The organism is Geomonas limicola (genome assembly GCF_014193675.1).
GTDB classification, from domain to species: domain Bacteria; phylum Desulfobacterota; class Desulfuromonadia; order Geobacterales; family Geobacteraceae; genus Geomonas; species Geomonas limicola.
The window spans coordinates 24,518-36,421 of sequence record NZ_BLXZ01000014.1 but is presented as its reverse complement, the minus strand read 5'-3'; the positions used below and the strand labels follow the sequence as shown (position 1 = coordinate 36,421).

The window sequence follows — 11,904 nt, the reverse complement described above, 5'->3', positions numbered from 1 at the left end:
CCGCGGAGACCGTCTGCACCGCCTCGGACATGGAGTCCTTGCGGGAGGCGAAGTCGTTGGCGCGCTGGTTGGCGTTCTGGGCCGCGAAGTAGTTGGTCGGGTTGTCCAGAGCGCTGTTGACCTGCTTGCCCGAGGCGAGTCGTGCCTGGGTCCGGTTCAAGAGCTTCGTGGTGTCCTGGAGGTTGAGGAGGTTGGTCCTCATCCCCGCGGTAAGCGAAATGTCACTGATTCCCATGGTAAATCTCCTTTTCTAGGTTCTGTTGATGCCGGTTTTCTAACCGGATCGTGGCTACGGTGTGGTTCCGTCAGTCGGTCCCCTTACGGGGCTCCGACTAGAACAGCTTCAGGACCGCCTGGGCTGCCTGAGACGACATGGAAAGCGAGGTCGTGCTCAAGGACTGGCGGGTCTGCAACATCAGCATGTTGGCGCCTTCCTGGTTCATATCCGCCAGGGTCAGGTTGTCCGCACCGGTCTGCAGGGTGTTGATCATGTTGTCGGTGAAGTTCTGACGCGTGGTGATGATGTTCAGGTTCGCTGCCAGGGTCTGGGTGCTGGTACGCAGCGAGGTGATCGCCGAGTCCATCTTGGCTGCGTCGCTCGTGATGGACGAGGTCGCCTGCCAGTTGCCCGAGGTAGCCGAGAGGCTCAGGCCCGAGGAGTTGCCCAGGAAGCCGATCACGTTCAGCGAGGACGAGGCGTTCTCGTTGAAGTTGACCGTCAGGGTGTTGCTGGAGCTCAGGAGGTTCAACCCCTTGTAGCTCGCGTCCGAGGACATCTGGTCGATCTGGGTGCGGATGGTATCGTACTGGGCGGCGAGTTTCGACTGGACGGTGGTGTCGGAGGTCGAGAGGGCCGACTGCGAGATACCTTTTGCTGCCTGGATCAGACCGGTGATGGCGGTGATGCCGGCGTTGGCCGCGGAGACCGTCTGCACCGCCTCGGACATGGAGTCCTTGCGGGAGGCGAAGTCGTTGGCGCGCTGGTTGGCGTTCTGGGCCGCGAAGTAGTTGGTCGGGTTGTCCAGAGCGCTGTTGACCTGCTTGCCGGAGGCGAGGCGAGCCTGGGTCCGGTTCAGGAGGGTGCTGGTGTCCTGGAGGTTGAGGAGGTTGGTCCTCATCCCTGCGGTGAGTGAGATGTCACTGATGCCCATGGTAAATCTCCTTTTCTGGGTGGGGTATGGTCCGGCTTTCTAGCCGGAGTACGTGGTTAAGGAAAGACTTCTGGTCGTAAGTTCGGGACCTTATTGGCTCTGCGCAATTCACCCCCTTCTGGCTGACGTCACAGAATCTGTGGCTCTCATCGACGCCTAGGACCAGAACTTTAATGTGAATCGCAGGGTTCCACGTTATTTATTTCCAACCTTTTGTGGGAGTGTTTCGGCTAGCTCCTCGAGCGCGACCCGAAGCGTGGCAAGGAGTCCCGGCCAGTCGCCGGGGCGCTCCTGTCGGAACAGGCGCAGCGAGGGGTACCACGGGGAGGCGGTCTCGGCGAGCTGCCAGCGCCAGTCGCAGGACCAGGGGAGGATGAGCCAGGTCGGGACGCCGAGAGCGCCGGCCAGGTGGGCACCGGCGGTGTCGACGCTGATCACCAGGTCGAGTTGGGCCATGATCGCGGCGCTATCGGCGAAGTCGCGGATCTCGGGGCCCAGCTCGCGCGCGGGGAGCACGTGCGCATCGGGCACCTCCCCCAGCTGCAGGCTGAAAAACTGCACCCCGGTGAGCCCGGCCAGGACGCCAAAGGCCTCGTAGGGGCAGGCGCGGTTCTTGGGGAGCGGCCCCCCGCGCCAGATGAGTCCCACCTTGAGCCGCGCCGGGGAGGCGAGCCGGTCGCGCCAGGCGATGACCCGCTCCAAAGAGGCGCAGAGGTAGGGGACCGGTCCCGGGAGCTTTTCCAGCGTGGTGCCGAACAGTTGCGGAAGGCTCAGAAGCGGGAACTGGCAGTCAAGGGGCGGCAACGCCTCCCCCGGGGCGTAGACCCCCGAGATGCCGGGGATGCACTCCAGAAGCGGCTTGAGGCTCGCCGCCTGGCAGCGCAGGAAGACCCGACCGCCCCGCTCGGCAACCTGTGCGGCATAGCGCACGAAGTGCAGGGTGTCACCCAGCCCCTGCTCGCACCACAAGAGGATGCGTCTCCCCTCCAGCGCCCCGCCGTCCCAGCGCGGCAAGGAAACCGGGGCCGGGGCCCCCGCCGCGAAGCGCCACTCGTACTCCCGCCAGCCGTGTGCAAAATCCCCCAGGCTCAAAAGACTCAGGGCAAGGTTCCAGTGCGCCTCGGCAGATTCGGGATCGAGGGCGAGCGCTTGGCGATAGGCCCGGACCGCCGCCTCGGGCTCCCTGAGCTCCTGATAGGCATTGCCCAGGTTTACGAGTACCTGCGGGTTTTCGGGGTCGATGGCGAGGGCGCGCCGGTAGATCTCGACCGCCCGGTCCGGCAGCTCCAGGTGCTGCAGCGCACTCCCCAGGTTGGCGTAGGCCGGAAGGTAGTGCGGGTTGAGCGCGAGCGCCTCTTCGAAACAGTCAAGGGCGGCCGGGCGGTCATCCCGGGTCACCAGGACGGTCCCCAGGTTGTTCCAGGCGTCAGCCAGGTCGGGCTTGATCCCGAGCGCCGCGCGGTAGCAGCTTGCGGCCTCGTCGAGCGCTCCCTGGTCCTGCAGCACGAGCCCCAGGTTGTTCAGCACCTCGGGGTGGTCCGGGCAGAGCTCCAGGAGCTCCCGGTAGCGCAGCACGGCGGCGTCGAGGTCGCCGGCACGACTCAGGGCGTTCGCCTCGGCAAAGAGCCGGTTCGGATCCGGAGGTGGAACGTCTCCCCCGGCAGCGGCGGCCAGGCGGGCCAGCTCGCCGCACAGCGCCTCCAGGACCGGGCCCCAGTCCCCGGGCGCCTCTTGGCGGTACAGGCGCAGGCTCGGATACCAGGGGGAGTGGTCGCGCCCGGCCGGCCAGCGCCAGTCGCAGGACCAGGGGAGCAGCAAGAGGGTCGGAACCCCGAGGGCTCCTGCCAGGTGGGCGAGCGCGGTGTCGATGCTGACGACCAGGTCCAGGTTGGCGATGAGCGCGGCCGTGTCCCCGAAGTGGCGCAGCCGGCTTCCCAGCTGGCAGATCCCCGCCCCGGCCGCCTCGGGCTCGGGCTGCAGGCCGATCAGCTGCACCCCCGGGATCAGGGTAAGCGGTTCGAGGAGTTCGCGGGAGAGCGAGCGGAAGCGGTAGGGGTCCCCCTGGTAGAGGCTGCTGCCGGACCAGATGATCCCCACCTTGAGACCGTCGTGCGGGACGTGGGCGCGCCACTGTGCCGCGAGTGCCGGCTCGGCGCGCAGGTAGGGGGCGGCCGGCAGGTTTTCCGGGGCGATCCCCAGGAGGTTCGGGAGACTCATCAGGTAGGCGAAGGTGTCGAAGGGGGGCGCCGGGTCCCCGACCGCGAAACAGCGCACCGGGAGCCCCTGGGCGGCAAAGAGCGGCAGGAGCTCGCGGCGGCACTCCAGGACGAGGTCCGCGCCCCGCTCCACGAGCAGCGGCACGAAGCGGAAGAACTGCAGCGCGTCGCCAAAGCCCTGCTCGGCGCGTAACAAGAGGGTGCGGCCGTCGAGTGCGCCGCCGTCCCAGCGCGGTTTCCCGATGCAGTATGCCGGGAAGGTCTCCATGTCCTTCAGGCGCCACTCGTATTCGGGCCACCCCGCGCGGAACTTTCCCTGGGCAAGGAGCGCCTGCCCCAGGTTCCAGTGGGCCTCGCGGCAATCGGGCGCGATGTGGAGCGCGCGGCGTAGGACCTCTTCGGCCTCGGCGTAGCGGTTCAGGGTCAAAAGCGAGCCCCCCAGGTTGAGCCAGCCGGAGAGGTGCTCCGGATCGAGCTCGAGGAGCGCACGGTAGCAGGCGGCCGCTTCGGGCCACTCCCCGGCGCAGCGCAGGGCGTTACCCAGGTTGTAGTAGGCCTCGGGGTAGCGCGGCTGGAGTTCCAGGGCTCGCCGGTAGGCGGCACAGGCCTCCTCGCTGCGGCCCAGGCCTTTAAGCGCGTTGCCGAGGTTGCAGTGCCCCTCCGGGTAGTCCGGCTTCAGTTCGAGAGCCCGGCGGTAGTGGACCAGCGCCTGGTCGTGGCGCCCGAGGTCCTCGAGGACCACGCCGAGGTTGTTGTGCAGCTCGGGAAGACCGGGGGAGAACCGGGCGGCACGCTCGAACAGGGGGAGCGCGGCGGGTGAGTCACCGCGGCCGCGCGCCAGGGCGCCGGCCAGGGTCAAAAGTTCGACGTGGTCGGGGTGCTGCGCCAGGAGGGCCTGACAGAGTCCAGCCGCACGGACGAGGTCGCCTGCGGCAAGGGCGGCGTTGAGGGGGGCGAGCTCCGGGGCGCAGGGAGGCTCGTCGAGGCCGGCAGTACGCCCGGGCTCACCCGGGCCAGCCACCAGCTCGTTGAGGGCCTGGGCCACCCGCTCGAGAACACCTGCCCAGTCGCCGCGCTCGCTCTGCCGGAAGAGCCGTGCCGTCGGGTACCAGGGGGAATCGGTGCGCCCGGTGAGCCAGCGCCAGTCGCATGCCTTGGGGAGCAGCACCCAGACCGGCTTCCCGAGCGCCCCGGCCAGGTGGGCCAGCGCGGTGTCGGCGGAGATCACCAGGTCGAGGTGCGCAACGATGGCGGCGGAGTCCGAGAAGTCGTGCACCCGGCTCCCCAGGTCGGCAAGTTCCATCCCGGCCGGCGGCTGCGCCGCCTGTTCGGCACCGGGTCCCACCTGCAGGGCGTAGAAGCTCACCCCGCCAAGGCGCGCAAGGGGAGCGAATAGCTTGAGGCTCAAGGAGCGCCGGGCATCGTCCTGGTAGGTGGGCCGGCCGGCCCAGACCAGGCCGACCCGCAGCTTGCCGGCGGGAGCCTGGGACTCGGCGATGCGCTCGCCCCAGCGGGCCAGGAGACCGGGGTCGGGGGCGAGGTAGGGGACCTGTGCCGGCACGCTGTCGAGCGTGGTGCCTGACAAAAGCGGCAGACTCATGAGTGGCGCATGGCAGTCGAAGTCGGGAAGCGCCTCACCCCGCACCAGCACCCGGGAGACCCCCGGCACGCTCTCGAGGATCTTCGCGATGGGCGGCGACTGGCACTGCACCAGGACCCGGGCGCCTCGCCCGGCAACCAGGGTGGCATAACGCACGAACTGGATGGTGTCGCCGAACCCCTGCTCGGCATGGAGCAGGATGGTCTTGCCGGCAAGGGGGCCGCCGTCCCACAGGGGGCGCGGGAACTCCTTGAGCGGGATGGGATCGACCTTTTTGAAGCGCCACTCGTACCCCAGCCACCCTGCAGGGTAGTCACCGAGTTGCAGTTCGACCAGCGCCAGGTTCCAGTGGGCGTCGGCGTACTGCGGGTCGCAGGCGAGCACCTTCAGGTAGCAGTCCCGGGCCCCGGCCAGATCGCCCAGCGCCCGGCAGGTAGCACCCAGGTTGTTGAGGGCGTGCAGGTACTCGGGGTTGCGCTTCAGCGCCTCCCGGTAGCACTGGACGGCATCATCGAGACGCTCCTGGGCCATCCGGGTGATGCCGAGCGCGTTCCAGGAGGGGAGGAACCCGGCATCGCGGGCGACAACCTCTTCGAAGGTCGCGGCGGCGCGGGCGAGGTCACCGCGGTTGTGCAAGAGTTCGCCCAGGGTATGGCGCGCCTCCAGGTAGCCGGGGTGCAGGTGAACGGCACGCTCCAGCGCCTGCTGCGCCTCCTCAAGGCGCCCCAGGTCCTGCAGCGCCAAGGCCAGGTTATGCCACCCCTGGGGGAGTTCGGGCTCGATGGCGAGCGCACGCTGGTAGCACCCAAGCGCCGAGGCCCCCTCACCCAGCGACCTCAGGCTGTTGCCCATGTTGTAGTGCGGGGCACAGAAATCGGCACGGAGTTCGATGGCACGCCGGTAGTGAACCAGCGCCTCGGCGGGCCGCCCCGCGTTGTCCAGGGCGCACCCGAGGTTATTGAGCACATCGGCGTCGTCCGGGTCGAGCGCGAGCAGCTGCCGGAAGACCCGGGCCGCCTCGGTGAAGCGTCCCGCCTCGGAGAGCTGGACCCCCTGTTCCAGAAGCGCCGTCCGTGCCGGGAGGGGCGTCCCCTCCGGCGCCGGGGCCTTCAAGACCGGGCGGGCCAGCTCCTTGAGCGCGGCGTGCAGCCGCAATACCGGTTCCTGCCAGCTGCCGGGCCGCTTTTGACGGAACAGCCGCAGGGACGGGTACCAGGGAGAGGTCTCGCACCCCACCAGCCAGCGCCAGTCGGGGATGAAGGGGACCAGCACCCAGGCCGGTACCCCCAGGGCACCGCACAGGTGCGCCATCGAGGTGTCCACCGTGACCACCAGGTCGAGCTGGCTCACCAGTGCGGCGCTGTCGGCGAAATCGCCCAGGGCGTGGGAGAGGTCCTCCACCCCGAGTTCCGGTACCTGGTCAGCCTGGACTGCGGCGCTCCCCAGTTGCAGCGCGTAGTAGCGCACCCCCGCAATGCCGGCCAAAGGCGCCAGGAGCTCGAGGGGGAGCGAGCGGTTCCGGTCGTTCTCGTGGCCGGGGTTGCCGGCCCAGACCAGCCCCACCTTGAAGGAGCCGTCGCGCGGCAGGAGCGCGGCCGCAGCTGCCAGTCGCTCGGGGGGCGGGTCGAGGTAGGGAACCCTTGCCGGGATGCTGTCGAGGGTGGTGCCAAAGAGCGCCGGCAACTCCAGAAGCGAGGCCTGCAGGTCGCAGCGAGGCGGGGCCTCGCCGGCCACCAGCACCCGCGCGACCCCCGGCACCCGCTCGGCGAGGGGTTTCAGGGAGGCGGACTGTACCTCGAGGACCACGGTCCCCCCGCGCTCGGCAAGGAGCGGGAGGTAGCGCAAGAACTGCAGGGTGTCCCCCAGCCCCTGCTCGGCCCAGACCAGGATGCTCCGGCCGGCAAGCTCCCCGCCGTCCCAGGGAGGGAGCTCCTGAAAGCGCCGGACCGGCGCCAGGGGACCGCGCGCGAAGCGCCAGGAGAACTCGCGCCACCCCTCCTCGAGCCGACCGGTCACCAGGAGCATCAGGGCCAGGTTCCAGTGGGCGTCGGCATGTTCCGGGGCGAGCCGCACCACCTCGGCAAACCCCTCGAGCGCCTCCTCGAAGCGCCCCAGCTCGCGCCGGGCCACGGCACGGTTGTAGCGGGAGCGCAGCGCAGCCGGGTCGAGGACGAGCGAGCGGTCGTATGAGGCGAGCGCCACCTGGTACTCCCCCCCCAGCTGCCGGACGATGCCGAGCGCCTCGTGGAGTTGGGCGAGATCGTCCTTGAGCGCCAGGGCCCGCTCCAGGTGCCCGGCGGCCTCGGCGAGGCTCCCGAGTTCCTTGAGCGAAGCGGCCAGGGCGTAGTGCACCTGGTAGCTGTCAGGGTCAAGGAGTGCTGCCTTGTTGAGCCGCAGTACCGCTTCCCGGTGGCGCCCCAGGCGGGCCAGGATGAGGCCGCAGAGCTCCCAGGGGGCGGGGTCGAGGGGGGTTGCCGCGACCAGGCGCTCGCCTGCCGCCAGGGCCGCCAGCTCCAGTTCGCCTGCCAGGCGCTCGACGACGTCGTCCCAGACCCCCTGCCGGGTCTGCCGAAAGAGGCGCATTCCCGGATACCAGGGGGAGTCGTCGCGCCCGGCGAGCCAGCGGTAGTCGGCGGCCTTGGGGAGCATGAGCCAGACCGGCTTCCCCAGCGCCCCGGCGAGGTGCGCCACCGAAGTGTCCACCGAGATGACCAGGTCGAGCTGTTCGACGAGTGCCGCGGTGTCGCCGAAGTCGGCGAGCGAGCCGGTCAGGTCGACGAGCGCGAACCCCTGCGGCGCAGGGTGCAAGGCCGCCTCACCCAGCTGCAGCGAGAAGAAGGTGATGCCCGGGAGTCCGGCCAGGGGGGCGAAGTCGGCGAGGCGCGCGGAACGGAAGGGGTCCGGGGTCGGTTTGCCGGCCCAGACCAGCCCGACCTTGAGCCCCTCACCGCGTTCGGCCACCCGGGCCCGCCAGGGCGCCAGCCGGTCTGCCGGTGCGGCGAGGTAGGGAAGCCGGTCGGGGAGGTTCTCGAGGGTGCTGCCGAAGAGATAGGGGAGCGAGAGGAGTGCTACCTGAACGTCGCAGGGGGGGATCGGCTCCCCCATGAGGCAGACCCGGGAGACCCCGGGGAGATTGTTCGTCAGGGGGAGCAGCTGGGCCGACTGCACCTCGAGCACCACCTCGCCCCCGGCGGTGGCCAGAAGCGGCAGGTAGCGCAGGAACTGGATGGTGTCCCCCAGCCCCTGCTCGCAGTGCACCAGGAGGCGGCGTCCGGAAAGAGGGGTGCCGTCCCAGGCGGGGCAGGCGAAGCCGCGGCGCGGCGAGGTGAAGCTGTCGCGGCGCCAGCGCCACTGGTACTCGCGCCACCCCTCGGCGAACTCCCCCTGGGCCAAAAGTGCCAGCGCCAGGTTCCAGTGCGCCTCGGCATCCTCCGGGTCCCTGGCCAGGGCCTCCCGGAAGCAGGCCTCGGCGCGGGTGAGCTCACCCTCGCGCTGCCAGGCGGCGCCCAGCGCGATCCGGGTCGTGCGGCTCTCCGGCGCCTTTTCCAGCGCCCGGCCATAGGCCTTGGCCGCCTCGGCAAAGCGCCCGAGCGCCAGGAGCGTGTTCCCCAGGTTGTTGAGCGCGACCGGGTCGTCCTGCCGCGCCTCCAGGGCCGCCCGGTAGACGTCGAACGCCTCGCCGTACCGGCCGGTCTCGTGCAGGATGACCCCGAGGTTTATCTGCGCATCGACGCCCCACGCCGAGCCCGAGGCCGCGACCGCGCGGTAGAGCTCCGCGGCCTCTTCCAGGCTCCCCTCCCGGTGCAGGTCGAGGGCACGAGCAAACTGTTGCTGCGCCGCCGCGCTCGCCACCACGCTCAGGCCCCGCGCAAGCGTGCGATCTCGGCCTGGTTGGCGAGTTTCGCCGCCAGGTAGTGGAACTGGCGTGCTGCCGAACTCCAGCTCAGCTTCTGCATGGCCTGGGCGGCCGCGGCCCCCTTGACCGGGAGCTCGTCGCGGTGCGCGTAGGCCCACTCGAGCCCTACCAGGACCTCTTCCAGGGAGGGCTCCTCCCAGACCGAGGTGACCGGAGCCCCGCCGCCGCCGACCACCATGGGGCGGTAGCTGAACAGCGGGTAGGCACCCTGGTCGTCGATGACATCGGCGTGCCCGGAAGTGTTGGAGGCGATCACGGCGCGGCCGCAGGCCATGTACTCGCACATCACCATGTTGTTTCCCCCCTCGCAGCGGTTCGGAAAGAGACCCAGATGGGTTCCGGCGAAGATACGGCGCATCTCGGGGTTGGGGATCAGCGGGTTCACCATGACCCGGGAGCGGTCCATGCCGTTTTCGATGATGGTGCGCTCCGGGGTATTCAGGAAATTTTCCGGATCGTCGCGGTAGCTTATGAAGGGGGAACTCGCCATGGTGGCCACCGAAAAGGGCCACTGGTTCCCCCAACTGCAGGAGAGCCAGGCGTCGCGGTGCCGCTCCATGAAGACCTTCATGGCGGCTATCACGATATCCTGGGATTTCCTGAACTCGAACTTCCCCCCGGAGAAGACCACGAAGCGGTCGTCCGGCGGCAGCGGCGCCGGGTAGAAGTTCTCCGGATCGATCCCCTGCAGGATGGTACAGGTATTCTGGACCCCGCCGATGCGCAGCTGGTACTCGCACCACTTGGAACCGGCGACGATGAAGTCCCAGGTGCGCGCGGCCTGCCGGGTGTAGTTGAGGATCTCGACGCTGTTTTCGAAGAAGCAGTACCCGATGTTGATGCGGTTCCAGGCCTCCCGGTTGCGCGGCGCCAGGGTGCTGGTCATGCAGTGCAGGGTGACCCCTTCGATCGGGGGGAGCTTGGCGATCTCGCGCTCCAGGTACTCTCCGGCTACTCCCCAGCCATGCGTGGAGCCGCTCGGCATGTCAACCTTCATGTGTGGACCTCTCAGAGGGTGGTAATCGGCAAGAGGTTCTGCAAATAGCGCACCAGCATCAGGGAGGGGAAAACGGGGCTGCGCGGGGTGTCAGGCGGGGTGCGGCGGGGTGCGGCGGGGTGCGGCGGTCATAATTTTGACAACTGTCGGCGGGAGCGCTGGCGGACTGACGCTAGCGCAGCTTGGCGATGGCAAGACCTGCCAGGGTCGCCCCGGCAGGGACCCCGGCCACCCCGTCGAGCAGCACGGCGTGGGCACTCGCCGCCAGATCGGGTCCGGCGATTCCGGGTTGGGCAATGCCGAGCCGTCCCAGGAGGCTCGCCAGGCGCTCGCAGCTGACCGCCCCTGCTGCGGCCGCCTCTCCCGTGGGAGAAGTGCTGACGCCGAAGCTGAGCACGAGGAGGCCGCCCCAGGCCACCGTCCTCAGTGCCTCCTCCAGCTCCCCCGCGACAAGCGAGGCAGGTCCAGCCCCCCCGCAATAGAGGACCACGTCGCAGGAAAGATCCGGTACGGGAAGGTTTCCCGGGGAGCCGTAGCCCACCTGGCAGCCGCACTCCCGCGCCAGGCGCCGGTAGTTACCTGCGCCCCCGCGCTCTCCCTTCGCATCCCGCCCGCGGTCGAACTCCAGCACCTGCACCTGGTGTCCCAGGGAGGCAAGATAGGGGGCCAGGGGGCTTCCCCCCCCGTTCAGCTCGGCGACCCTCAGCCCGCGGCGTGCGCCGTGGTGCGCCGCGATCCGCTCCAGGGCGTACCGGTACCCCCAGACCCTCGAGGCCGCAGGCGGCCCCGAGCCGGGAGCGGCGACCTTGCCCCCACCTGGGTCGGGTGCCAGGCGCGCGCCGGCGCAGATGGTCTCGAGCTGGTCGGGGAACCCGGCGTTGCTCCCCCGGTCGTAGAGGGAGAGGTCCTGGCAGCGGTACTCGGGGTTGCGCCGCCCCCCCAGCTCGTCGAGGACGGCCCGGCAGACCCGGTCCGGGGTGATGGCGGCCATGCAGGCCGGCTGCGTAAGCCCCCGGGGACAGTTAAGGAGCCAGTCCGGGGTGGACCACCAGCAGTTGCCGCACTCCCCCGCGCTCAGGTTGAGGTTTTCGGGATAGCCGTAGTAGTCGCGGTCGGTGGGGCCGAAGAGGACGACGCTGCGGGTGGCCAGGGTGCGCGCCAGGTGCACGAGCCCCGACTCGGTATCGACGTGCAAAAGCGCCCCCTTGATGAGCCAGGCCGCCTCGGCCAGCGTGGTCTGGTTCACCAGGCAGAGGTCCACTCCGGCTATCGGGCGGCTGCTGGCAGCACCCAGCTGGACGATGCGCAGTTCGGGGAGCCGGGCCTTCAGGCTCCGGACCAGTTCTATCCAGTGTTCCAGCGGCCAGCACTTGGTCGCCGAGCCGGGTGCCGCCTGGCTGGCGTCGAAGCCGTCGTGGACGGTCAGGTAGGGGGTTCCCGGCGGCATCAGCCGGCAGACCGCGGGGTAGGCGTCGGGGGCCGGCACCAGGTGGTAACGGCGTTCAGGTGGTATGTCGAGCCCGGCAAAGTAGCCGAGGTTCGCGATGGCCTGGCGCCCCGCCTTGACCGCGATCCGCCCGAGCAGGCCGTCCAGGGCGGGCTGCCGGTCGTAGAAGCCGCGGAAACTCTCGAAGCGCCGGGCGGCCTCCGCGAGCCGGACGGCAACCTCGGGGTAGTCGACAGCCAGCGCGGCAGGGTCGCGGGGTTCGAACTTGACGTACTGCAGCGCGAGGACCACCAGGTCGTAGCGGTCGCGGTTCTCGGCGAAGAGATGGGCGGGGAGTACGGTGTCGACGCAGGGGGAGTGGTGGAAGACGAAACGGGCCACCGCTTCGTTGGGGTAGTAGAGGTCGAGGGAGCGCGGCTCCAGCACCGCGTGCAGTTCCTGGACCAGGTGCGCGGTGATGATCAGGTCGCCGACCCCTCCGGCGGTGCAGATGCAGATCGAGAGCCCGGGTCGTGCCGGTTCAGGGAAAGGGGCCCCGGGAAGTCGGCCCATCTGGTGTGGTGCGGGGGGCATGGCG

Annotated in this window: 4 protein-coding genes and 1 pseudogene; all 5 read right to left on the bottom strand. The window is 69.5% G+C overall.

What is annotated here, in order from left to right; all coding sequences use genetic code 11:
* Positions 1–235 (bottom strand): annotated as a pseudogene (locus H7688_RS22405) (flagellin N-terminal helical domain-containing protein); the annotation flags it as partial.
* 97 nt (positions 236–332) lie between these two features.
* Positions 333–1,151 (bottom strand): flagellin N-terminal helical domain-containing protein, encoded by an 819-nt coding sequence (locus H7688_RS22400; protein ID WP_183363488.1) that lies wholly within the window; start codon positions 1,149–1,151, stop codon positions 333–335.
* A 195-nt stretch (positions 1,152–1,346) separates the two neighbouring features.
* A complete protein-coding gene (locus H7688_RS22740) occupies positions 1,347–8,822 on the bottom strand; it encodes a tetratricopeptide repeat protein (protein ID WP_246329927.1) in 7,476 nt (2,491 codons plus the stop codon).
* A 2-nt stretch (positions 8,823–8,824) separates the two neighbouring features.
* The gene (locus H7688_RS22385; RefSeq protein WP_183363487.1) at positions 8,825–9,880 is read right to left on the bottom strand and encodes a glycosyltransferase family 4 protein; all 1,056 of its coding nucleotides are present in this window, start codon (positions 9,878–9,880) and stop codon (positions 8,825–8,827) included.
* Positions 9,881–10,052: 172 nt separating this feature from the next.
* Complete coding sequence (locus tag H7688_RS22380; protein ID WP_183363486.1) at positions 10,053–11,879, bottom strand: glycosyltransferase family 9 protein; 1,827 nt, start codon at positions 11,877–11,879, stop codon at positions 10,053–10,055.
* Positions 11,880–11,904: the final 25 nt, after the last annotated feature.

What these genes read in the sequence shown, in the direction of transcription:
- H7688_RS22400 (WP_183363488.1), bottom strand. Translation starts at nt 1,151, where the DNA reads ATGGGCATCAGTGACATCTCACTCACCGCAGGGATGAGGACCAACCTC.
- H7688_RS22385 (WP_183363487.1), bottom strand. Translation starts at nt 9,880, where the DNA reads ATGAAGGTTGACATGCCGAGCGGCTCCACGCATGGCTGGGGAGTAGCC.
- H7688_RS22380 (WP_183363486.1), bottom strand. Translation starts at nt 11,879, where the DNA reads ATGGGCCGACTTCCCGGGGCCCCTTTCCCTGAACCGGCACGACCCGGG.